The organism is Streptomyces sp. 8K308 (assembly GCF_004348315.1).
Taxonomy (GTDB): Bacteria; Actinomycetota; Actinomycetes; order Streptomycetales; family Streptomycetaceae; genus Streptomyces.
In genome coordinates this window covers 1-22,383 of sequence record NZ_SMKC01000085.1, presented here as the reverse complement: position 1 = coordinate 22,383, position 22,383 = coordinate 1, and the positions used below count along the sequence as shown (strand labels likewise).

Annotated in this window: 20 protein-coding genes, 1 pseudogene and 1 riboswitch; of the genes and pseudogenes, 7 read left to right on the top strand and 14 right to left on the bottom strand. The window is 73.5% G+C overall.

Annotation, left to right across the window (positions count from 1 at the left end):
- Positions 1–291: 291 nt before the first annotated feature.
- Positions 292–1,725 carry a gamma-aminobutyraldehyde dehydrogenase gene (locus E1265_RS14995; protein ID WP_132930791.1) on the bottom strand — a complete coding sequence of 478 codons (1,434 nt, stop codon included), beginning with the start codon at positions 1,723–1,725 and terminating at the stop codon, positions 292–294.
- A 332-nt stretch (positions 1,726–2,057) separates the two neighbouring features.
- Here E1265_RS14995 and E1265_RS14990 point away from each other — a divergent pair, with 332 nt between their 5' ends.
- A complete protein-coding gene (locus tag E1265_RS14990; protein WP_132930790.1) occupies positions 2,058–2,765 on the top strand; it encodes an ATP-binding cassette domain-containing protein in 708 nt (235 codons plus the stop codon).
- Positions 2,747–3,952, top strand: coding sequence for a hypothetical protein (locus E1265_RS14985; protein WP_132930789.1), 1,206 nt, complete (start codon positions 2,747–2,749; stop codon positions 3,950–3,952). Before E1265_RS14990 ends, E1265_RS14985 begins: the two co-directional genes overlap by 19 nt.
- Positions 3,953–4,048: 96 nt before the next feature.
- Here E1265_RS14985 and E1265_RS14980 read toward each other — a convergent pair whose 3' ends face one another.
- The 10 genes from E1265_RS14980 to rpsB all read right to left on the bottom strand — a co-directional run bounded on the left by E1265_RS14980 (position 4,049) and on the right by rpsB (position 15,305).
- On the bottom strand, positions 4,049–5,608 hold the full coding sequence (locus E1265_RS14980) for a family 10 glycosylhydrolase (RefSeq protein WP_132930788.1): 1,560 nt from the start codon (positions 5,606–5,608) through the stop codon (positions 4,049–4,051).
- A gap of 87 nt (positions 5,609–5,695) precedes the next feature.
- Complete coding sequence (locus E1265_RS14975) at positions 5,696–6,775, bottom strand: ABC transporter ATP-binding protein (protein WP_243740797.1); 1,080 nt, start codon at positions 6,773–6,775, stop codon at positions 5,696–5,698.
- Between the two features lie 20 nt (positions 6,776–6,795).
- Positions 6,796–8,442 carry an iron ABC transporter permease gene (locus E1265_RS14970; RefSeq protein ID WP_132930797.1) on the bottom strand — a complete coding sequence of 549 codons (1,647 nt, stop codon included), beginning with the start codon at positions 8,440–8,442 and terminating at the stop codon, positions 6,796–6,798.
- A gap of 7 nt (positions 8,443–8,449) precedes the next feature.
- Positions 8,450–9,568, bottom strand: a complete 1,119-nt coding sequence (locus E1265_RS14965; RefSeq protein ID WP_132930786.1) for a thiamine ABC transporter substrate-binding protein — start codon at positions 9,566–9,568, stop codon at positions 8,450–8,452.
- Positions 9,569–9,622: 54 nt separating this feature from the next.
- Positions 9,623–9,728: riboswitch (TPP riboswitch) on the bottom strand.
- 39 nt (positions 9,729–9,767) lie between these two features.
- A complete protein-coding gene (gene rlmN / locus E1265_RS14960; RefSeq protein WP_132930785.1) occupies positions 9,768–10,874 on the bottom strand; it encodes a 23S rRNA (adenine(2503)-C(2))-methyltransferase RlmN in 1,107 nt (368 codons plus the stop codon).
- 73 nt (positions 10,875–10,947) lie between these two features.
- Complete coding sequence (locus E1265_RS14955; protein ID WP_132930796.1) at positions 10,948–11,814, bottom strand: phosphatidate cytidylyltransferase; 867 nt, start codon at positions 11,812–11,814, stop codon at positions 10,948–10,950.
- Between the two features lie 147 nt (positions 11,815–11,961).
- Positions 11,962–12,519 (bottom strand): ribosome recycling factor, encoded by a 558-nt coding sequence (gene frr / locus E1265_RS14950; protein WP_132930784.1) that lies wholly within the window; start codon positions 12,517–12,519, stop codon positions 11,962–11,964.
- Between the two features lie 39 nt (positions 12,520–12,558).
- The gene (pyrH, locus tag E1265_RS14945; protein WP_132817941.1) at positions 12,559–13,296 is read right to left on the bottom strand and encodes a UMP kinase; all 738 of its coding nucleotides are present in this window, start codon (positions 13,294–13,296) and stop codon (positions 12,559–12,561) included.
- 198 nt (positions 13,297–13,494) lie between these two features.
- On the bottom strand, positions 13,495–14,331 hold the full coding sequence (gene tsf, locus E1265_RS14940) for a translation elongation factor Ts (RefSeq protein ID WP_132930783.1): 837 nt from the start codon (positions 14,329–14,331) through the stop codon (positions 13,495–13,497).
- A 131-nt stretch (positions 14,332–14,462) separates the two neighbouring features.
- Positions 14,463–15,305, bottom strand: coding sequence for a 30S ribosomal protein S2 (gene rpsB, locus E1265_RS14935; protein WP_132930782.1), 843 nt, complete (start codon positions 15,303–15,305; stop codon positions 14,463–14,465).
- A 398-nt stretch (positions 15,306–15,703) separates the two neighbouring features.
- Here rpsB and E1265_RS14930 point away from each other — a divergent pair, with 398 nt between their 5' ends.
- The 5 genes from E1265_RS14930 (at position 15,704) to E1265_RS14910 (ending at position 20,655) form a co-directional block, all read left to right on the top strand.
- Positions 15,704–16,096: a YraN family protein gene (locus E1265_RS14930; protein WP_132930781.1), complete on the top strand. Its 393-nt coding sequence runs from the start codon at positions 15,704–15,706 to the stop codon at positions 16,094–16,096.
- Positions 16,096–17,724 (top strand): YifB family Mg chelatase-like AAA ATPase, encoded by a 1,629-nt coding sequence (locus tag E1265_RS14925; RefSeq protein WP_132930780.1) that lies wholly within the window; start codon positions 16,096–16,098, stop codon positions 17,722–17,724. The genes E1265_RS14930 and E1265_RS14925 overlap by 1 nt, the downstream gene beginning before the upstream one ends.
- Positions 17,725–17,750: 26 nt before the next feature.
- Positions 17,751–18,932 (top strand): DNA-processing protein DprA, encoded by a 1,182-nt coding sequence (gene dprA, locus E1265_RS14920; RefSeq protein WP_243740798.1) that lies wholly within the window; start codon positions 17,751–17,753, stop codon positions 18,930–18,932.
- Between the two features lie 165 nt (positions 18,933–19,097).
- Entirely contained in the window at positions 19,098–19,940 is an 843-nt protein-coding gene (gene whiG / locus E1265_RS14915; protein WP_132930794.1) for an RNA polymerase sigma factor WhiG, read from the top strand.
- Positions 19,941–20,022: 82 nt separating this feature from the next.
- Complete coding sequence (locus E1265_RS14910; RefSeq protein ID WP_132930793.1) at positions 20,023–20,655, top strand: TetR/AcrR family transcriptional regulator; 633 nt, start codon at positions 20,023–20,025, stop codon at positions 20,653–20,655.
- 84 nt (positions 20,656–20,739) lie between these two features.
- On the opposite strand, the pseudogene E1265_RS39060 reads toward E1265_RS14910, so the two are convergent.
- The 3 genes and pseudogenes from E1265_RS39060 to lepB all read right to left on the bottom strand — a co-directional run.
- A pseudogene (locus E1265_RS39060) lies at positions 20,740–21,066 on the bottom strand (M23 family metallopeptidase); the annotation flags it as partial.
- A 193-nt stretch (positions 21,067–21,259) separates the two neighbouring features.
- Positions 21,260–21,595: a DUF2469 domain-containing protein gene (locus E1265_RS14900; RefSeq protein ID WP_132930779.1), complete on the bottom strand. Its 336-nt coding sequence runs from the start codon at positions 21,593–21,595 to the stop codon at positions 21,260–21,262.
- Between the two features lie 70 nt (positions 21,596–21,665).
- Complete coding sequence (gene lepB / locus E1265_RS14895; protein WP_132930792.1) at positions 21,666–22,376, bottom strand: signal peptidase I; 711 nt, start codon at positions 22,374–22,376, stop codon at positions 21,666–21,668.
- Between the last annotated feature and the right edge of the window lie 7 nt (positions 22,377–22,383).

Below are 22,383 nucleotides of genomic sequence, written 5' to 3'. Positions count from 1 at the left end.
GCCCTATCCCGCGCTCCGCGCGCGGTGAGCGGCCGGGCCTGCGCCCGGCGCTTCGCGCCGGTTTTCCTCGCCCGCCCACCCCTTTTGGGCGCGCTGCGCACGTGGGGGCGCCGGCCGCCACCGCGCTCCGCGCGGTACGCGGGCCTCCGGCGGCTCCGCCGCCGGGCCACGCGCCCCCGCCGCGCGAGGCCACCCGCCAAGGGTGGGTGGGCGCGGCACGGGCCGCGCGCCAGCGCAAGCGCGCGGAGCGCGCCCGCGCCCCGGTGGCCTACGCCAAGCGCGAGCGATACGTCAGAGGGCCGTCATGACGTGTTTGACGCGGGTGTAGTCCTCGAGCCCGTACGCCGAGAGGTCCTTGCCGTAGCCGGACTTCTTGAAGCCGCCGTGCGGCATCTCGCCGACCAGCGGGATGTGCGTGTTGATCCAGACGCAGCCGAACTCCAGCGCCTTGGACATCCGCATGGCGCGCCCGTGGTCCCTGGTCCAGACGGAGGACGCCAGGCCGTACTCGACGTCGTTGGCGAAGGAGATCGCCTCCGCGTCGTCGGAGAACTTCTGCACCGTGATCACCGGGCCGAAGACCTCCTCCTGGATGATCTCGTCCTCCTGCCGGCAGCCCGTGATCACCGTCGGCGCGTAGAAGAAGCCCCGCTCGCCGACCTGGTGGCCGCCGGTGACGACCGAGGCGTGCGCCGGCAGGCGCTTGACGTAGCCGGCGACCTTGGCGAGGTGGGCCGGGTTGTTGAGCGGCCCGTAGAAGCAGTCCGGGTCGGCGACGTCGCCCGTCTTCACCTCGGCCGCCGCCTTGACCAGGCCGGCCACGAACTCGTCGTGCACGGACTCGTGCACCAGGACCCGGGTGGCCGCCGTGCAGTCCTGGCCGGCGTTGAAGAAGCCGGCGTCGCGGATGCCCTCGACGGCGGCCGGCAGGTCCGCGTCCTCGAAGACCAGGCAGGGCGCCTTGCCGCCGAGCTCCAGGTGGGCCCGCTTGAGGTCCTTGGCCGCGCTGGCCGCCACCTCCATGCCGGCCCGCACCGAGCCCGTGATGGAGACCATCGCCGGGGTGGGGTGCTCGACCATCAGCCGCCCGGTGTTCCGGTCGCCGCACACCACGTTGAACACTCCGGGCGGGAGGATCTCGCCGAGCAGCCGGGCCACGAACACGGCGGAGGCCGGCGTGGTGTCCGACGGCTTGAGCACCACCGTGTTGCCGGCGGCCAGCGCGGGCGCGAACTTCCAGACCGCCATCATCACCGGGTAGTTCCACGGCACCACCTGCGCGCAGACGCCGACCGGCTCGCGCCGCACGAAGGACGTCATGCCGGTCATGTACTCGCCGGCCGACTTGCCCTCCAGCATGCGGGCCGCGCCGGCGAAGAAGCGGATCTGCTCGAGCATCGGCGGCAGTTCCTCCTGCCGGGTCAGCTCGAGCGGCTTGCCGGTGTCGCGACACTCGATGGCCAGCAGCTCGTCGGCGTGCTTCTCGAAGGCGTCGGCGATCCTGAGCAGGGCCAGCTGGCGGGCGGCGGGCGTGGTGTCGCGCCACTCGGGGAAGGCGGCCTCGGCGGCGGCCATGGCCGCGTCCACGTCCGCGAGCCCGGAGAGCGGCGCTGTCGTGTACACCTCGCCGGTGGTGGGATCCACCACCTCCGCGGTCCGCCCGTCGGCGGCGTCCCGGAACTCCCCGTTGATGTAGTTGCGCAAACGGCTCGGTTCGGTGGTCACGACACCCTCCTGCTTCCCGGTCCATCAGGCTGCGGCACCCCACCCTATGCCCATGAGGCGGTCGGGCGACACCGCCACAGACCACAGATCCACCGCCCCAGGGGCGTCGATCCCGAAAGAACGCCGCCCCATATCGCATATCGAGGGAGAATTTCCGGCGGCCGGGCGGGTCCTGTCCACCGTCCGGAGGATTCTTCCGACCGCCCGCCGAGTCGCCGGCCGTCGCTTCGCGTGGCTGTGTCAGCGTGCTGGGGTGCCTGTGACGGATTCCCCGGCCGCTCGTTCACCCGGTCGGGGGAGTTAAGGCGATACGACCGGAGGTGCCGGAGACGATGGCCCCACCCGACAACGACATTCTCTGGGCGCGCGGACTGCACTACGCGTACGACGGTTCGCCGGCGCTCCTCGGAGCCTCCCTCGGTGTCCGGCAAGGCGAGATCCTCGCCGTCACCGGGCCGCGCGGCTGCGGCAAGTCCACCCTGCTCGGCTGCCTCTCGGGGCAGCTGGCCCCGGACAACGGGGAGGTGTGGTTCAACAGCGTGCCGGTGCACACCCTCTCCCCCGCGAGCCGGGAGCGGCTGCGCCGCGACCGCTTCGGCTGGATCGGCCCGACCCACCAGCTCGTCGACGAGCTCACCGCCTGGGAGAACGCGGCGCTGCCGCTGCTGCTCGCCGGCATCGGCCAGCGCAAGGCGCGCCACACGGCGCTCGAGTGGCTGGACCGGCTCGACGTCGGCGAGTGCGCCGGCAAGCGCCCCTACGCGCTGCTCCAGGCCCAGCGGCAGCGGATCGCACTGGCCCGCGCCCTGGTGCACCAGCCCGACGTGCTGTTCGCGGACGAGCCCACCGCCCCGCTCCACCAGGCGGACCGGGCGCAGGTGCTGCGCACCCTGACCACCGCGGGGCGCTCGCACGGCATCACCGTCGTGCTCGCCACCCATGACGCGGAGGTCGCCACGCTCGCCGACCGCACGCTCACCCTCGTGGACGGCCGCGCCTCCGGCGTGCCCGCCGAAGCGGCATGCTCAGTCTCCGTCTAACCCGGGGCGCCCACCCGGCGGTGCTGTGCCGCCGGCTGCTGGTCACGTGCGCCGCCGGCGGCGTCGGCTTCCTGCTGCTGAGCGCGCTGGCCTACGCGGTCGCCCACCCCGCGGGCGGCCGGGCGGCGCTGCTGCGGCTCGCCTGGTGCGCGGTGCCGCTGGCCGCGACCGTGCAGCTGGCCATGGCGGTGACCCGTGCCGACCCGGCGGGCCGGCCGGGGTCAGGTCTCGACGTGGCGGGCCTGGGGCCGGGGCGGATGCCGGTGCTGGCCGCCGTGTCCACGGCGCTCGCCGGGCTGCTCGGGAGCGGTCTGAGCCTGCTCTGCTTCCTCCACCTGCGCGGCGACATCTCCGAGGTGCTGCCCTACCACGGCGTGGCGGCCGACGTGCTGCCCGCCGGCCGGCTGCCGCTGGCCGCCGCGGTCACGCTGCTCGCCCTGGTTCCACTGGCGGCCGCCGTCGGCAGCGCGCTCACCCTGCGCCGCCCGCCGGCCGGGGCCAACCGGGCGCCGCAGCCGCTGCCCGCGCCTGACTCGCTCGACCTCGCGGACGCCGCGCGCGCCGAACCCCCGGTGCCGCTGCCCGCCGGGCTGCCCTGGGGCACGGCGCTGACCACGGCCGGCATCGCGCTCAGCGCCTATGCGGGCGACGACCGCCCGCGGGCCGCCGCCGACGGTTGGCTGCCGATCGGCGGCACGCTGGGCGGGGTGGCCCCCGGTGTGGTGGGCGGTTGGCTGCTGATCGCGTCCGGCATCGTGCTGGCCGCGCCCGGCCTCGTCCACGTGTGCGGCCTGCTGCTGGCCGCCGGCCGCCCCCGGGCGGTGCGGCTGCTCGCCGGTCGCGGCCTGCAGGAGGAGTCGCGGCGGGTGGGCCGGCCGCTCGGCGCGCTGTGCGCCGCGGTGGCGGCGTCGCTCGCGGCGCTCTCGCTCGACGGACTGCGGCAGTTCGGGCCACTTGGGGTGCTGGGCACCGGGATCGTGCTGGTCTGCTCGCTGGCCTCGGTGGCCACTGCGGCCGACGAGGCGCGGGCGGCCCGCCGACCGGCGACGGCACTGCTGCGGCGGCTCGGCGCGCCGCGCGGCATGCTGCGGCGGGCCGCGCTGCTGCGGCTCGCGGTGCTGCTCGTGGTGTTCGTGCCGCTGACCTGGCTGTCCGCCCAGCTGATCGCCCTACCGGCCGACGGCTAGATCCTGTCCGACGGCATGCGACGGCCCGGTTCCCGCCGGGGAGGCAGCGGGACCGGGCCGTCGGCCCGGGTGCGCGGCGCGCGGACTCGGTGCGTGTCAGGGGCGCGCGACGAAGGGCGGGAAGTGCGCCTCGGCGATCGCGCCCCGGCGCACCCGCACCGTGCTGAGCGGGACGCCCACCACCCCGTCCGGCAGGTCGACCCGCGCCACATAGCGCCCGGGGTCCAGGTGCGCGAAGCCGAACCAGCCGGTGCCGTCGGCACGCCCGCTGACCGGCTCGCCCCGGCCGCCGACCGGGGTGAGGGTGACCTCGGCGCCGTCCAGCGGGGTGCCGTCCCGCAGCGTCAGCTCGCCCGTGACGTGCCCCTCGGTCGGCCGGCTCTTCCACTCCATCTCGGGCACGGCGGCGCGCTCGGCGAACAGCGCGTCCTCGCCGGTGGTCAACGCCTCGGCGAGCCGGCGGCGTTCGGCGGCGGCCCCGGCCGTCGCCACGTCAAGACTGGGGTTGGCGTAGGAGTAACCGCTCCAGCCGGCGGCGGTGTTGCCGGCCGGCGTCTCGGCGAGCGCCTGGCGGACCTGACTGACGCTGTCCGCCACGGAGTTGAGATAGAGCGCGGGCCCGTTGACCGCCTGCCGCTCGCCCTGCGCGTCGGCCAGGAACTCCGACCACTCGGCGAACATCCGCGCCTGGTCGACGTTCCAGTTCCGCTTGTAGTTCATGGTGACGACGGTGTCCATGATCCCCTCGTCGAGCCAGCCGGCCCAGTCCTGCAACACCTCGGCGTAGGTGCGGGTGCTCTCCCAACCACCCACGGACTGGGGCCCGTAGCCGTAGGTGATGGCGTCCATCGAGAGCCGGGCGGTGGGGTCGACCTCCCAGATGCCGAGGTAGATCCGGCGCACCAGGTTGGTGACCTGGTCGCGGCGCCAGTCGCTCCACTGCTCGTCGGCGGGCGCCGGCACGTCGGTGCGGCCGGTGGCCCGCTGGAAGCGCGCCACCGAGACGGCGTTGTACCCCCAGTCGCTGTGAGTGGTCTGGGCGCTGCCGTCCGGGTAGCGGATGTAGTCGAGGTTGATGCCGTCCACGTCGTACTCGCGCACGATGCTCTGGATCGCGGAGACGATGTAGGCCACGGCGTCCGGATGGCCCGGGTCGACGTAGGCGTTGGCGCCGACGAGTTCGGTGCCGTCCACCTTGCGGTTGAGCCAGCGGTCGGCGCCCTGCGCGGTGGGGCCATGCTGGTTGAAGACGTGCTCTGGGGAGCTCGGCGGAGTGGCGCTGTTCCACATGGTGTTGACGTTGACCCAGGCGTGCACCTCGAGGCCGGCGGCGTGGGCCTGGGCGATGACCTCGTCCAGCGGGTCGTACGGCGCGGGGGCGACGGCCGCGTCGGTGCGCGGGTAGACGGCCCGGTTGCAGAAGCAGTCGTAGCGGCGGGCGGTCTGCACGATCAGCGCGTTGGCGTTGACGGCGAGCGCGTCGTCGATCAGCGTCGAGACCTGCTCGGGGGTGTAGATGCCGGGGTTGAACGCGTCCACCCAGTAGCTGCGCCACTGCTCGGGCGGCCCGTCCCCTCCCTCGGTGGCCGCGGCCGAGCCCACGGTCGGGGCCAGGAGGCCGACGACGGCGAGCAGCACGACCAGGAACCGTCTCATATCGCGCCCTTCCCAGGGGAGTTGAGAGTCGGTTCGACAATTTACTTCGCCGGGTCCCGGGCGTACAGACAGAAACTTTCGGAGACTTCAGCGCGCTTCGGCGGCGGCCGGCAACACCACGACCTCGGCCGGTTCGAAGGCGAGGCCGACCGTCTCGCCCTCGGCCGGCGCCTCGCGCAGCGCGCAGGCCGCCTCCAGCGCTGGGCCGCGCTCCGGCGCCAGGTGGAGCAGCACGTGGTCGCCGCGGAAAGTGCGGGCGCGCACGACGGCGCGCGGCGCGCCCTCGACGGGGACGAGCCGGACGCCGGAGGGGCGCACCAGCAGCCGGTGCCCACCGTCGGCGGTGTCGGCGGGCACCGGCACCGGGCCCCAGGGGGTGTCGGCGACGACGTCGGCGACGGTGGCGTCGACCAGGTTGCGGAAGCCGAGGAAGCGGGCGACGAAGTCGTCGGCCGGCCGGCTCCAGACCTCGACCGGGCTGCCGACCTGCGCGACACGGCCGTCCCGCATCACCACCACCCGGTCGGCCAGCGCGAACGCCTCGCCCTGGTCGTGCGTGACCGCCAGCACCGTGGTGCCCAACTCGCGGAATAGCTCCCGCAGTTCGACGACGAGGCGCTCCCGGAGATGGCGGTCGAGCTGGCCGAGCGGCTCGTCGAGCATCAGCAGCGCGGGCCGGGGCGCGAGCGCGCGGGCGAGCGCCACCCGCTGCTGCTCGCCGCCGGAGAGCGCGTCCACGGATCGCGGTCCTGCCCCGGGCAGCCCGACCAGGTCGAGCAGCTCGGCCACCCGCCGCGCGGCCTCGGGCCGCGGCACCCGCCGCATCCTCAGGCCGAAGGCTACGTTGCCTGCGACGTCGCGCTGCGGGAAGAGCTGGTGGTCCTGGAACATCAGCCCCACGCCCCTGCGGTGCGCCGGCACCCCGGCCTGGTCGCGTCCGGCGAGCCGGATCGTGCCGGCGGCCACCTCGGTCAGGCCGGCGACGGCGCGCAGCAGCGTCGACTTGCCGCTGCCGCTCGGGCCGAGCACGCAGACCGTCTCGTGCTCGGCGACGTCGAGGGTGACGTCGTGCAGGGCGGTGTGGCCCGGGTAGCGGACGGTCACGCCGTCCAGTTCGAGCAGGGCGGCGCCGTGGGCGGCCGTCCTGCCGTCCGGTTCCGCTGCCACGACACGGTCCATCGGGGGCCTCACAGCATCTCGGCGGAGCGGGCGGGGCGCAGCCGCTCCAGGGCCAGCAGGGTCAGCGCGCACACCAGCATCAGCACGGTGCTCAGGGCCATCGCCTGGCCGTAGTTGAGCTCCCCAGGGCGGCTGAGCAGCCGGGCCACGGCCACCGGCAGGGTCGGCGCGTCGGCGCGGGCGATGAAGACGGTGGCGCCGAACTCGCCCAGCGAGACGGCGAAGGCGAAACCGGCGGCGACCAGCAGCGCCCGCCGCACCAGCGGCAGGTCCACCTCGCGCCAGGCCCGCCAGGGCGAGGCGCCGAGCACGGCGGCGGCCTGCCGCAGCCGGTCGTCGACGGAGCGCAGCACGGGCAGCAGCACCCGCACCACGAACGGGGTGCCGACCAGCGCCTGGGCGAGCGGCACGAGGAGCCAGGAGGACCGCAGGTCGAGCGGCGGCTCGTCGAGCGCGATCAGGAAGCCGAAGCCCACGGTGACCGCCGAGGTGCCGAGCGGCAGCATCAGCAGCGCGTCCACGCCGCGCAGCAGCCGGCCGGCGCGCCGGGTCAGCGCCACGGCGGCCAGTCCGCCGACGACCAGGGCGATCGCGGTGGCCACGGCCGCGTAGCGCAGCGAGGTGCCAACCGCCTCCCAGGGCGCGGCGACGAACGTGCCGCTCTCGGTATCCGCCAACGCCCGGTAGTTGCCGAGGCCGTAGCCGTCCGGGGTGGCCAACGAGCGCTCCACCAGGACGCCGAGCGGCAGCAGGATCAGCACGGCGATCACCGCCGAGACGCCGCCGAGCAGCGCCCACTGGGCCCGGCCGCGCGGCGGGCGCGCCGTGGTGGCCGGGTCGCGCAGCGCCAGCGCGCCCTCTCGGCGGCGCGCCAGCCGGCCGTGCGTGGCGAGCAGCGCGGCGACGGCGGCGAACTGCAGCAGGGTGAGCACGGCGGCGGTGGGCAGGTCGAGCAGTTGGGCGGTCTGCCGGTAGATCTCCACCTCCAGGGTGGCGTAGCGGGGGCCGCCGAGGATCTGCACGACGCCGAAGGAGGTGAAGGTGAACAGGAACACCAGCAGTCCTGCGGCGGCAAGCGCGGGTGCCAGGGCCGGCAGGGTGACGCGCCGCCAGGCGGCGAACCGGCCGGCGCCCAGCACCCGCGCCGCCTCCTCCTGCCGAGGGTCGAGCTGGGCCCACAGGCCGCCGACGGTGCGGACCACGACGGCGTAGTTGAAGAAGACGTGGGCGAGCAGGATGGCCCAGGCGGTGCTGTCCAGGCGGACGCCCCACAGCTCGTCGAGCAGCCCGCCCCGGCCGAGCAGCGCCAGGAAGGCGGCGCCGGTGACGACGGTGGGCAGCACGAAGGGCACCGCGACCACGGCGTGCAGCAGCCGCTTCCCGGGGAAGTCGAGGCGGGCGAAGACGTAGGCGCCGGGCAGCGCGAGCGCCAGGGTGAGCGCGGTGGAGGCCGCCGCCTGCCAGCAGGTGAACCACACCACCCCGGCCAGGTCGGGATCGGTGAGCACCTCGCCGACCACGCCGAGCCGCCAGGCGCCGTCCGGGCGCAGCCCGCGCTCCACGATGGCCGCCACCGGGTAGGCGAAGAACAGCGCGAAGAAGGCCAGCGGGGGCGCGAGGAGCGCGAGCCGGACGGCGAGGTGGCGGGTCACCAGGCGAACCTCATCGGACGACGAGCGAGGTCCACTCGTCGACCCATTCCTCGCGGTGCTCGGCGATGGTCGCGGGCTCCACCGACCAGGGCTCGGCCACGGTGGCGCCGTAGCGGGTGAAGACCTCGGGCAGCTCGGTGCCCTCGCGCACCGGGTTGACGAACATCGACATCGGGAGCTCACGCTGGAAGGCGTCGCTCAGCAGGAAGTCGAGCAACGCCCGGCCGCCTTCGGGGTTGGCGGCGCCGTCGAGCAGCCCGGCGAACTCGATCTGCCGGAAGCAGGTGCCGGTGGCCACGCCGGTGGGCGCCTCGTCCGGCAGTTCCTCGCCGCCGCCGAAGGCGACCTCGGCGGGCGGGCTGCTGGCGTAGGAGACGACGAGCGGCCGGTCGCCCGAGGAGCCGCCGGCTCCGGAGAAGCGCTCGTAGTACGCCTGCTCCCAGCCGTCGACCACCTCGACGCCGTTGTCCGCGAGCCGCTGCCAGTACTCCTGCCAGCCGTCCTCGCCGTAGGCGTCGACGGTGGCCAGCAGGAAGCCGAGCCCGGGCGACGAGGTGGCGGCGTTCTCGACCACCAGCAGGTCGCGGTAGGCGGGGTCGGCCAGGTCGTCCAGGGTCTCCGGCGGGGTGAGGTCGTGCTCGGCGAAGTAGCCGCGGTCGTAGTTGACGCAGATGTCGCCGGTGTCGACCGGGGTGACCCGGTGCTCTCCGGCGTCCAGCTGGAGTTCCTCGGGCACCTCGGCGAGCCCGGCGGCCTCGTGCGGGAGGAAGACGCCCGCGTCCAGGGCGCGGGAGAGCAGCGTGTTGTCGACGCCGAAGAGCACGTCGCCCTGCGGGTTGCCGCGGGAGAGCACCGCCTGGTTGACGACGACGCCCGCGTCGCCGCCGCGCAGCACCTCCACCCGGTAGCCGCTCTCCGCCGTGAAGGCGTCGAGCACCTCCTGCGGGATCTCGAAAGAGTCGTGGGTGACCAGGGTGACCTCGTCGCCGCCCGAGCCCTCGGAGCCGCCCTGGTCCGAGGCGTCGTCGGAGCCGCCCCCGCAGCCCGTGAGCAGGGCGGCGAACCCGAGGACGGTGGCGAGTGTGGCGGCGCGCCGCGCGGTGGCGCGCCCCGGGTGGCTGTGGTGCATGTGCCGCCCTTTCCGGGCCTTCCTGGCCGACTGGAGACAGGCGGGCGCGCACGCACGAGAGGCCTTCCGAACTTCCTACCCAGCATGACCTGGGCGAGGTTCGAGGGTCTGCGGCCGGTGCCGCACTCTCAGCGCTGCGAGCGCTCCCCTGTCGGAATGTGTGATTGTCGGCCGCCCACGATAGCAGCAGCCGGCGCGACTATCGCTCGGCCGCCGCCAGCTGGCCGCACGCCCCGTCGATCTCCTGGCCCCTGGTGTCCCGCACGGTGACCGGCACCCCGTGGGTCTCGAGCGCCGCCACGAAGGCACGCTCGTCCTCGGGCCTGGAGGCCGTCCACTTGGATCCCGGGGTCGGGTTGAGCGGGATCAGGTTGACGTGCGCGCCACGGCCCCTGAGCAGCCGGCCGAGCAGGTCGGCCCGCCACGCCTGGTCGTTGATGTCCCTGATCAGCGCGTACTCGATGGAGATGCGACGGCCGGAGCGCTCGGCGTACTCCCAGGCCGCGTCCAGCACCTCGCGGACCTTCCAGCGGGTGTTGACCGGCACCAGGGTGTCCCGCAGCTCGTCGTCCGGCGCGTGCAGGGAGACCGCGAGCCGGCAGGACAGGCCCTCCTCGGCGAACCTGCGCATGGCGGGCACCAGGCCGACGGTGGAGACGGTGATGCCGCGCTGCGAGAGGCCGACGCCGTCCGGCCCCGGGTCGGTGAGCCGGCGGATGGCGCCCACCACCCGGCGGTAGTTGGCCAGCGGCTCGCCCATGCCCATGAACACGATGTTGGAGAGCCGGGCCGGGCCGCCCGGCACCTCGCCGTCGCGCAGCGCCCGCATGCCGTCCACGATCTGGTGCACGATCTCGGCGGTGGACAGGTTGCGGTCGAGACCCGCCTGCCCGGTGGCGCAGAACGGGCAGTTCATCCCGCAGCCGGCCTGTGAGGAGACGCACATGGTGACCCGGTCGGGGTAGCGCATCAGCACCGACTCGACCAGGGTGCCGTCGTGCAGCCGCCACAGCGACTTGCGGGTGGCGCCGTCGTCGCAGCTGACGTGCCGCACCACGGTCATCAGCCGGGGCAGCAGCGCCTCCGCGAGCCGCTCGCGGGCGGCGGCCGGGATGTCCGTCCAGGCGGCGGGGTCGTCCGCGAACCGGCCGAAGTAGTGGCGGGACAACTGCTTGGCGCGGAACGGCTTCTCGCCGAGCGCGACGACCGCCTCGCGCCGCTCGTCGGGGCTGAGGTCGGCGAGGTGCCGCGGGGGCTTGGTGGCCCCGCGCGGCGCGACGAAGGTGAGCTCTCCTGGTGCAGGCATGGTCAGGCCAGTGTCGCAGATGGCGCGGACACCCGGCTCCGCCGCCCGCCGCGGCGGCCCGCCGGGGCCGGGGTCAGCCGGCGCCGACGAAGGCGAGCAGCAGCAGCCAGACCACCGGCGCGGTGGGCAGCAGCGAGTCGAGCCGGTCCATGATGCCGCCGTGTCCTGGCAGCAGCCGGCCCATGTCCTTGATGCCCAGGTCCCGCTTGATCATCGACTCGCCCAGGTCGCCCAGAGTGGCGCTGACGGCCACGCCGAGGCCGAGCACCAGGCCCTGCCACCAGGCGCCGTCGTCGATCAGGAACTCGGTGCACGCCGCGCCGGCCGCCATCGCGAAGAGCACGGCCCCGAGCAGACCCTCCCGGGTCTTGCCCGGGCTGATCCTGGGGGCGAGCTTCCTGCGCCCGAGCCGGTAGCCCACGGCGTAGGCGCCGGTGTCGCTGACCACGGTGAGGATCAGGAAGGTCAGCACCCGCTCGACGCCGTCGTCCGCGGCGAGCATCAGCGCCACGAAGCTGGCCAGGAACGGCACGTAGAACGCGGCGAAGACCGCGGCCGTCACGTCCCGCAGGTAGTCCTCCGGCGGTCCCGTCATCCGCCAGAGCAGGGCGACGAGGACCGTGAGCGCCATGGCGAGCCACACGCCGTCGGCGCCCCGCAGGTAGCCGAGCACGACCATGGCGGCGCCGCCCACCGCGAGCGGCGGCAGCGGCAGCCGGATGAGCTTGCGCTCGGCCAGCCGCGAGGAGAGCTCCCAGAGCCCGACCACGACGGCCAGCGCTATCACGACCAGGAAGGCGGGCTTGTAGGTGAAGAGGGAGACCAGGATCACCGCGCCGAGGCTGAGCCCGACGCCCACGGCGGCGCCCAGGTCACGCCCACCGCGCTTCGTGGGCGGGCGCACGCCTGGGCTCGCGCCGGGCCCGGGGCCACCGCCCACGCCGGGGGGCGACGCCGTGCCGCCGTCGCGCCCGGCCTGGCCCGCGTAGCCGGCGGCGCGGGGTCCCTGTCCCCAGGACGGTTGCTGCCCCCGGGACGGTAGCTGCCCCCGGGACGGTCGCCCCCAGGAAGATTCAGTCACGTCCGGTCAGACCTCGAGCAGTTCCGCTTCCTTGTGCTTGAGGAGCTCGTCCACCTGGGCCACATACTTGGCGGTGGTGTCGTCCAGCTCCTTCTCGCCGCGCCGGCCCTCGTCCTCGCCGACCTCGCCGTCCTTGACGGCCTTGTCGATGGTCTCCTTGGCCTTCCGACGCACGCCGCGGATCGCGATCTTGGCGTCCTCGCCCTTGCCCTTGGCGACCTTGATGTACTCCCGGCGCCGCTCCTCGGTGAGTTCGGGGAACACCACGCGGATGATGTGGCCGTCGTTGGTCGGGTTGACGCCCAGGTCCGAGTCCCTGATGGCCTGTTCGATATTGCGCAGCGCGCTCTTGTCGAACGGGGTCACCACGGCCATCCGCGCCTCGGGGACGGAGAACGACGCGAGCTGGTTGATCGGGGTCTTGGTGCCGTAGTAGTCGGCCAGAATCTTGTTGAACATCGCCGGGTGCGCACGGCCGGTGCGAATCGCGGCCAGATCCTCCTTGGCGACCACGACGGCCTTCTCCATCTTCTCCTCGGCCTCGAGGAGGGCTTCTTCGATCACCACGTGCTCCTGGTTCGATGTGTTCGATGTGGGTGTCTGTCAGGCCCGCCGGCCCTGGCTGTTGACGAGTGTGCCGATCTTCTCACCCTTTACCGCACGGGCGATATTGCCCTCGGCGAGCAGCTCGAAGACCAGGATGGGCAGTTTGTTGTCCCGGCACAGCGTGATCGCCGTGGAATCCGCCACCCTGAGGTCGCGGGTGATCACCTCGCCATAATCGAGCGCGTCGAACTTCACGGCGTCCGGGTTCTTCGCCGGGTCCGAGTCGTAGACGCCGTCCACGCCGTTCTTGCCCATCAACAGCGCCTCGGCGTGGATCTCCAGGGCCCGCTGGGCCGCCGTGGTGTCCGTGGAGAAGTAGGGCATGCCCATGCCCGCGCCGAAGATGACCACGCGGCCCTTCTCCAGGTGCCGCACGGCGCGCAGGGGGATGTAGGGCTCCGCGACCTGCCCCATGGTGATGGCCGTCTGGACCCGGGAGTCGATGCCCTCCTTCTCCAGGAAATCCTGGAGCGCGAGGCAGTTCATGACCGTGCCGAGCATGCCCATGTAGTCGGAGCGTGCCCGGTCCATGCCGCGTTGCTGCAACTCGGCGCCCCGGAAGAAGTTGCCGCCGCCGATGACGACGGCGATCTGCGCGCCGTCGCGGACCACGGCGGCGATCTCCCGGGCCATCTTGTGCACGACGTCTGGGTCGACCCCGAGCCCTCCGCCGCCCGCGAACGCCTCTCCCGACAGCTTGAGCAGGAAACGGCGAGGTTTGTCGTCCTGGTTCATGGAACTCTCCTCGTGCACACACCAAGGAGGCCACTGCCAGTGGATGCGCGCGATCCCCTGTTCGGCAATGGCCTCCTCGTCACTACTTCGGCCGCCCCGGCCGCTTGCGTCGCGGCCGGACGGCCTTCCGCCCGACAATAGCCGGGGCGCGTCCGTTCCGTCGCCGACGGCGCGACGTACGGCCTGTGCGTCGACGCCTCAGGCGCCGACGCGGAACCGGGCGAAGGCGGTCAGCACGGCGCCGGCCTCGGTCAGCACCTTCTGCACCGTCTTCTTGTTGTCCTTGGCGAACGCCTGGTCAAGCAGCACGTTCTCCTTGAAGAAGCCGTTGACCCGGCCCTCCACGATCTTCGGCAGGGCGCCCTCGGGCTTGCCCTCCTCGCGGGCCGTCGCCTCGGCGATGCGGCGCTCGCTCTCGACGACGTCGGCCGGCACGTCCTCACGGCTGAGGAAGCGGGGGCCGAAGGCGGCGATGTGCTGGGCCACGTCCTTGGCGGTCTGGGCGTCCTCCTTCTCCAGCTGGACCAGCACGCCCACCTGCGGCGGCAGGTCGGGGCTGGTGCGGTGCAGGTAGGAGGCGATGAAGCCGCCCTCGTAGCGGGCGTAGCGGTCGAGGACGATCTTCTCGCCCAGGCTCGCGTTGGCCTCGTCCACGTAGTCCTTGACGCTCTTGCCCGGCTCGATCTCGGAGGTGAGCAGGGCGGCCAGGTCGGCCGGAGCGGTGTCGAAGACGTGCTTGGCGATCGCCTCGGCGACGGCCTGGAACTTCTCGCCCTTGGCGACGAAGTCCGTCTCGCACTTGAGCTCGACCAGCACGCCGGACGCGTTGTCCTCGGCGATCAGCGCGACGACCGCGCCGTTCTCCGCGGTGCGGCTCTCCCGCTTGGCCACGCCCTTCTGGCCCTTGACGCGCAGGATCTCGACGGCCTTTTCGACGTCGCCCTCGGCCTCGTCGAGCGCCTTCTTGCAGTCCATCATGCCGGCGCCGCTGAGCTCGCGGAGCTTCTTGACGTCGGCGGCGGTGAAGTTCGCCATCGTTACTGATTCTCTTCCGGAAGTCGTTCGGATCGCTTGGCTGGCCCCACGGGGCCGAGACGCAGGGGACGGCGGACGGAGCTGCCACCCCGCCCGCCGTGCGCCCCGGTCATGCCGTGGTGCGGTACGCCTCAGCCCTGCTCGGCGGTGGCCTCGGTCGACTCGGCGGGCGCGGCCACCTGCTCCTCGGCGGGCTTCTCCTCGGAACGCTCGAGCAGCTCGCGCTCCCACTCGGGCAGCGGCTCGCCGGCCGGCTTCTCGCCTTCCTTGGCCTGCGCGGCGCCGGAGCGGGCGATCAGGCCCTCGGCGACGGCGTCGGCGATCACGCGGGTGAGCAGCGTGACCGAGCGGATCGCGTCGTCGTTGCCTGGGATCTTGTAGTCGACCTCGTCGGGGTCGCAGTTGGTGTCGAGGATCGCGACGACCGGGATGTTCAGCTTGCGGGCCTCGCCGACGGCGATGTGCTCCTTCTTGGTGTCCACGATCCAGACGGCGCTCGGCACCTTCTGCATGTCGCGGATGCCGCCGAGGGTCTTCTCCAGCTTCGCCTTCTCGCGGGAGAGGACCAGCAGCTCCTTCTTGGTGAGACCGGAGGCCGCCACGTCCTCGAAGTCGATCTGCTCCAGCTCCTTGAGCCGCTGCAGCCGCTTGTGGACGGTGGAGAAGTTGGTGAGCATGCCGCCGAGCCAGCGCTGGTTGACGTAGGGCATGCCGACGCGGGCGGCCTGCTCCGCGATCGCCTGCTGGGCCTGCTTCTTGGTGCCCACGAACATCACGGTGCCGCCGTGCGCGACGGTCTCCTTGACGAACTCGTAGGCACGGTCGATGTACGACAGCGACTGGAGCAGGTCGATGATGTAGATGCCGTTGCGCTCGGTGAAGATGAAGCGCTTCATCTTCGGGTTCCAGCGGCGGGTCTGATGCCCGAAGTGGACGCCGCTCTCCAGCAGCTCCCGCATCGTGACGACGGCCATGGCCGTTCTCCTTGGTTGATGCTCGGTTGTCCGCGCCGCCCGGCTGGCCGGCGCTCCTGACGCCCCGGCGCGCTGTGCCATGGAAACCGCCGGATGACGCCCGGGGGGCGCCGACCGCTCCATGGACCGAGGTGCGCGGCCACCGAAGCGCCGCAGCGGGGCCGCTGCGCCGAAGTGGCGGGGCATGCGAGGTCGATCCGGGACCCCGGACCGCCACTAGAAGTGTACGGGACGGCCGGGGCCCGGGACGACAGAGCACGGGAGCGGGCGAGCAGGGCACGACGCGCGGCGAGCACCCCTCGGACGAGTGACGAGGTTATCCACAATCCCCGGGTTTTCCACCAAGATCCACTTTCGCCTCACGCTTCACTCACAGTCGGTGACGGAGGTGATGCGAAGTGAATCATCGAGGTGCGTTGGGGCGCTTCGGGGAGGACGTGGCCGTGCGGCGGCTGCGGAACTCCGGGTTGACGGTGCTGGATCGCAACTGGCGCTGCCGCGCCGGGGAGATCGACATCGTGGCCGGGGAGCCGGCCGACGGCGGCACGTTGGTGGTGTGCGAGGTCAAGACCCGCCGGATCGGGCGGCTCGCGCCGTTCGAGCATCCGATGGCCGCCGTGACGCCGCGCCGGGCCGACCGGCTGCGGGCGCTCGCCGAGTGGTGGTTGAGCGAGCGGTGGCTGGCCAGCTTCGACGCCCCGCCGCCCGGCGGGGTGCGGATCGACCTGATCGGGGTCCTGCTCCCGCGGCGCGGTGCGCCGCTGGTGCAGCACGCGCGGGGGGTGGCGTGATGGCGGTCGCCCGCACCTGCGCGGTGGCCCTGGTGGGCGTGGAGGGCGTGGTGGTCGAGGTCCAGGCCGATCTGGAGCCGGGCGTCGCCGCCTTCTCCCTGGTCGGCCTCGCCGACAAGTCGCTGAGCGAGAGCCGGGACCGGGTGCGCGCCGCGGTGATCAACTCGGGGGCCGAGTGGCCGCAGAAGAAGCTGACCGTGGGGCTGAGCCCCGCCGCGGTGCCGAAGTGCGGCAGCGGCTTCGACCTCGCGGTCGCCTGCGCGGTGCTCGCGGCCGCCGAGCGGATCGACCCGCGGGCCATCGCGGACCTGATGATGGTCGGCGAGCTCGCGCTCGACGGGCGGGTGCGGCCGGTGCGCGGGGTGCTGCCCGCCGTGCTGACCGCGGTGGACGCCGGCTACCGGCAGGTGGTGGTCCCCGAGCAGGCGGCGGCCGAGGCGTCCCTGGTGCCCGACGTGTCGGTGCTCGGCGTGCGCAGCCTGCGCCAGTTGATCGCGCTGCTCGCCGACGAGCCGGTGCCCGAGGAGCCGAGCGCCGGCGGCCAGCCGGGCGAGCCCGGCAGGCCTCGCGCCGCGCTCGGCCCCGGCTGGGGCTATCCCCAGCCGGCCGGTCTCTACTGCGCGGCCGGCGGCGGCCAGGCCGTGCCCGACCTGGCCGACGTCTCGGGGCAGCGGCTGGCCCGCCGGGCGCTCGAGGTGGCGGCCGCCGGGCGGCACCACCTGCTGTTCAAGGGCCCGCCAGGGGCGGGCAAGACGATGCTCGCGGAGCGGCTGCCCGGGCTGCTGCCCCCGCTGACCCACCAGGAGTCGCTCGAGGTCACCGCGGTGCACTCGATGAGCGGCTCGCTGCCGGCCGGCCGCCCGCTGATCGACCGGCCGCCGTACTGCGCGCCGCACCACTCGGCCTCCATGGCCTCCCTGGTCGGCGGCGGCACCGGGGTGCCGCGGCCCGGGGCGATGTCGCTCGCCCACCACGGGGTGCTCTTCATCGACGAGGCCGCCGAGATGAACAACCAGGTGCTCGACGCCCTGCGCCAGCCGCTCGAGTCGGGCCACGTGGTGGTGGCGAGGGCTGCCGGGGCGATGCGGATGCCGGCCCGGGTGCTGCTGGTGCTGGCGGCCAATCCCTGTCCGTGCGGTCGGCACGGCTCGCCCGCCGGCGAGTGCGAGTGCCTGCCGGCCACCGTCCGGCGCTACCGGGCGCGCCTCTCGGGTCCGCTGCTCGACCGCATCGATCTCCGGGTCCTGGTGGAGCCGGTGAGCCGGGCCGAGCTGGTCGCCTCGGGTGGCGGCGGCGAGTCCACGGCGGTGGTGGCGGAGCGGGTGCTTGCCGCCAGGGAGCGGGCCGCCGCCCGGTACGGCGGCGCCCCCTGGTCGGCCAACGGCGAGGTGCCGGGACACGAGCTGAGGTCCCGCTGGGCGCCGCCGCCGGGCGCCCTCGACCGCGCCGAGCAGGACATGGACCGCGGGCTGCTGACGGCCAGGGGCCTCGACCGGGTGCTCCGCGTCGCGTGGACGGTGGCCGACCTGGCCGGCCACGACCGGCCCACCGCCGAGGACGTGGACGCGGCGCTCGAGCTACGCACCGGTGTGCGGCGCGGCGCCGGCGTCGCGGGGAGTCTCCCGTGAGCGGCGCGCTCCCGGCGGCCGGGCCGCTGCCGGCCGGTCGGGCCTCCGGGTCGGTCAGCGGCGAGTGCCGGCTGGCGCGGGCGGCGCTGGTCAGGCTCGCCGAGCCGGGGGACGAGCTGATGGGCCGCTGGCTTTCGGAGTTCGGACCCGAGGAGATCTGGCGCGCGGTCCGCGCCGGCGACCGGCTGCCCGGCGCGAGCCGGGACCGCTGGGCGGGGCTGCGGCTGCGCGCCAGGCGGGCCGACCCGAGCCGGGACCTGGCGGCGATCGCGGGGGTCGGCGGCCGATTCCTCTGTCCCGGGGATCGGGAGTGGCCGCGCCAGCTTGACGACCTGGGTCCGGCGCGGCCGGTCGGGCTGTGGGTGCGCGGCCCCTGCTCGCTGCGGTTCGTGGCGCTGCGCTCGGTGGCCCTGGTCGGCTCCCGGGCCTGCACGGACTACGGGGCGCATGTGGCGACAGAGTTCGCCGGGGCGCTGGCCGAGCGCGGCTGGGCGGTGGTCTCCGGCGCGGCCTACGGGGTGGACGGCGCGGCGCACCGGGGCGCGCTTGCGGTGGGCGGCCCGACCGTGGCGGTCCTGGCCTGCGGGGTCGACGTGGGCTATCCGGCGGCGCACCGGGAGCTGCTGGACCGGATCGCGGGCGGCGGTCTCCTGGTGGCCGAGCTGCCGCCCGGCGAGCATCCGACCAGGGCCAGGTTCGTCCAGCGGAACCGGGTGATCGCCGCGTTGACCAGGGGCACCGTCGTGGTGGAGGCGGCGCGGCGCAGCGGCTCGCTGGTGACGGCCCGGCACGCCAGCCGGCTCGGGCGGCACCTGATGGCCGTGCCTGGCCCCGTGACGTCGAGCCTGTCCGCGGGCGTCCACCGGCTGATCAGGGAGGCTGCCGTGCTGGTGTCCGACGCCGCGGAGATCATCGAACTGGTGGGGGACATGGGTGAGCTGCCGCCAGAGGAGGTGTGCCCCGCGGTGCCGAGGGAGTTGTTGGCGCCGGAGACGGGTCAGGTGTTGGAGGCGTTGCCCGCGTGGGGGGCCCTGGGCGCGGAGGAGATCGCACGCCGGGCGTGCACGGGCGAGGCGGCGGCGCTCGCCCGGCTGCGGGAGCTGAGCTGCCTCGGCTTTGTCGAACGAGTGGGCGAGCGCTGGCAGTTGTCCCGCTCCGCCGGCCGACACGCGGGCAGTGGTGATCAGCCGGTAAGTGCCGGCGTGTAACACCACGGTGCGGGCAGCGGAACGTATCTGCGCATAGCCGATCACCGTCCACATGCACAATGCGACCCGACAGTCACGCTACGCTCACAGGGTTCTGTCGACAGAACCACACTCCGCCCGCACATGCCCCCGCAGGTATCCCCGCAGAACGGCTCAAGACGACGCATGCCACAGCACTCCTCCGGGCCCCGGAACGCGGCTCCGGCGGCCCCGGCCGTGACGGAGGGCGCCACCGTCCCCACCGCGCCGACCGCGCTCGACGAGCTGTGGCGTTCGTACAAGACCAGTGGCGACGAACGGCTGCGCGAGCAGCTGATCCTGCACTACTCGCCGCTGGTCAAGTACGTGGCGGGCCGGGTGAGCGTGGGGCTGCCGGCCAACGTGGAGCAGGCGGACTTCGTGTCCTCGGGTGTGTTCGGCCTGATCGACGCGATCGAGAAGTTCGACCCCGGGCGCTCCATCAAGTTCGAGACCTACGCGATCACCCGCATCCGCGGGGCCATGATCGACGAGCTCAGGGCACTGGACTGGATCCCCCGCTCGGTCCGACAGAAGGCCAGGGCCATCGAGCGGGCGTACGCGACCCTGGAGGCGTCGCTGCGCCGCACCCCCTCGGAGTCCGAGGTAGCCGAGGAGATGGAGATCTCCCTGGAGGAACTGCACGCCGTGTTCAGCCAGTTGTCCCTGGCCAACGTGGTGGCCCTGGAGGAGCTGCTGCACGCGGGCGGCGAGGGCGGCGATCGGCTCAGCCTGATGGACACGCTGGAGGACACCGCCGCCGACGACCCGGTGGAGGTCGCCGAGGACCGGGAGCTGCGCCGGCTGCTGGCCCGGGCGGTGAACACGCTCCCCGACCGGGAGAAGACCGTGGTGACCCTCTACTACTACGAGGGACTCACCCTGGCCGAGATCGGCGAGGTGTTGGGGGTCACCGAGAGCCGGGTCAGTCAGATCCACACCAAGTCCGTGCTCCAACTCCGCGCCAAGCTCGCGGACGTTAACGGCTAGGCGAGCGGCGGGCGTCGGCTCGGCCGCCGGCCGGCCGGCGACCCTCTACAGTCAGGGCGTGCCCAGGATCCGAGCGGCCACGGTGGCCGAGCACCGGAGAATGCAGCGCGGCGCCCTGCTGGACGCCGCCAGGTCACTGCTGTCCGAAGGCGGCGTCAGGTCACTGACCTTCCCCGCGCTGGCCGAGCGCACCGGACTGGCCCGCTCCTCGGTCTACGAGTACTTCCGCTCCACCGCCGAGCTGGTCGAGGTGCTGTGCGAGGCCGACCTCCCGCTGTGGGCGGCCGAGGTGGAGGCGGCGATGGCCGCGACCGACACGCCGGCCGGCAAGATCGCGGCCTACGTCAGGCACCAGCTGACGCTGGCCGCCGACGGGCGACACCGGGCCGTGATGGCCATCGCGGCCGGCGAGCTCGACGCCGCGGCCAGGGCCGGCACCCGGCCCGACGCCGCCTGGGAGCGGATCAGGGCCGCGCACGGCGGCCTCGACGAGCTCGTGGTCGGCGTGCTCGCCGAGCTCGGGCACCGGGACCCGCGACTGGCCGCCAGGCTGCTACAGGGCGTGATCGACGCGGCGGTGCGCTACGGCCCCGGCGAGGGCGTCGCCGAGGCCGCGGTGCGGATGGCCCTGCGCGCCGCCGGCGCGGACCCCGGGCTCCCCGTCCGGGAGCGGGACGCCGCCGATGGGCAGGAGCCTGACCGGCCCGGCGCCTAGCAGCCGCGTGGGCAGCAGCGAGAGCGGATCGAGATAGGTCTCGCCGCGCAGCAGGCCCCAGTGCAGGCAGGCCGTCGGGCAGTGGAAGGGCCCCGTGGACAGCGTCCCGACCACATCGCCGGCCGCCACCCGCTCCCCCACCGCCACCGAGGGCAGCACCGGCTCGTGCGTGATCCGCAGCGGCGGCTCACCGCCGCCGTCCAGCTCGATGGTGAGCACCCCACGGCCGGCCACCTGGCCGGCGAAGGTCACCCGGCCGGGCGCCGCCGCCCTGACCTCGGCGCCCGGCGCGGTGGCCAGGTCGACGCCGCGGTGTCCCGCCGCCCACGGCGCCGGCGGCGGGTCCCAGACCCTGGCCACCACCGGCCTCGAACCGCCGGCGGGTCCGGGCACCGGCCAGGAGCCGGCCATCCCGTCGGCCGCCGGCGCCCCGGCGACGGGCGCGGCCAGCAGGAACACGGAGAGCAACGAGGTCAACACGGTCAGAAGAGTCATGCGGCCAGACTGCCGCCCCCGGCCCCCGGGCGGGGAGCCGGGCCGCGAACCTGTGGACAACCGACGATTCGTGGATCAGGCCCCCACCCGTGCGGGTGAGATCGGAGCGTCAGGAGCCGCGCGCGCCGCCGAAGCCGGAGTCCTCCGGCAGATCGAGCTCGCTACGGTTCAGCTCCTCGATGTTCACGTCCTTGAACGTGAGTACGCGGACCTGCTTGACGAAACGAGCTGGCCTGTACATGTCCCACACCCAGGCATCGGCCATGGAGACCTCGAAGAACACCTCGCCCTGGACCGAGTGCACCTGCATCTCGTAGTCGTTGGTGAGGTAGAAACGCCGCTCGGTCTCGATCACATACGTGAATAGCCCGACCACGTCCCGGTACTCCCGGTAGAGCTTGAGCTCCATCTCGGTCTCGTACTTTTCGAGGTCCTCGGCACTCATGGCGTGATCCCCTTCAGCCGTGCGTTCCCTCATTGTGCGCCACCGGAGGCGTCGGCACGCCACGGCGGTCCTACCGAGCACGGGTGAGCCGGCCCACAACGGGCCCGTAGAGTGCTCCGAGGGCGATCAGCAGGCCCCCCGCCGCGGTCGCGTACGCCAGCGGCCGCAGCGGCCCCGCCCCCGACACGCCGCCCGGCAGCTCGGCAAAGCCCGTGGCACTGGGCAGCATGCCAAGCCGGTCGAACGGCCAGACCGTGGCCTCGACTCGCCCCGACACCGCCGTCAGCGGCACCGTGCCGGGCTCCGACTCCGTCAGCAGGTCCCGGGAGTCGATGGAGTCCACGCGATCGTCGCCGAGCAGGAAGATCTCGCCCTCGGGGACCGTGGCCTCGAAGCCGCCGCGCGTGGCGCTCCGCGTCTCGTCGATGTACGGCTCGACGATCGGCTCGCCGTTCACCGTGAGCCGCCCGCCCTCGTCGCAGCAGGCCACGGTGTCGCCACCGACGCCGACCACCCGCTTGATCATCGGGCTGTCGCCCCAGAGATCGTCCCGGAAGACCACCACGTCCCCGCGCCGCACCTCGGAGCCGTCTATGCGCTGCGCCAACACCCGGTCGCCGGCGACGACGGCGGGCGACATCGAGTTGGTCGGCACGGTGTAGGGCTGGTACAGGAAGGCCGCGAGCACGAAGCCGCCGAGGAAGAGCAGGCAGCCGACCCCCACGGCCGCCGCGGACAACCTCCGACCAAGTCGCCCGCCACGTCCCGGCGCTCCGCTCATCCCGCCC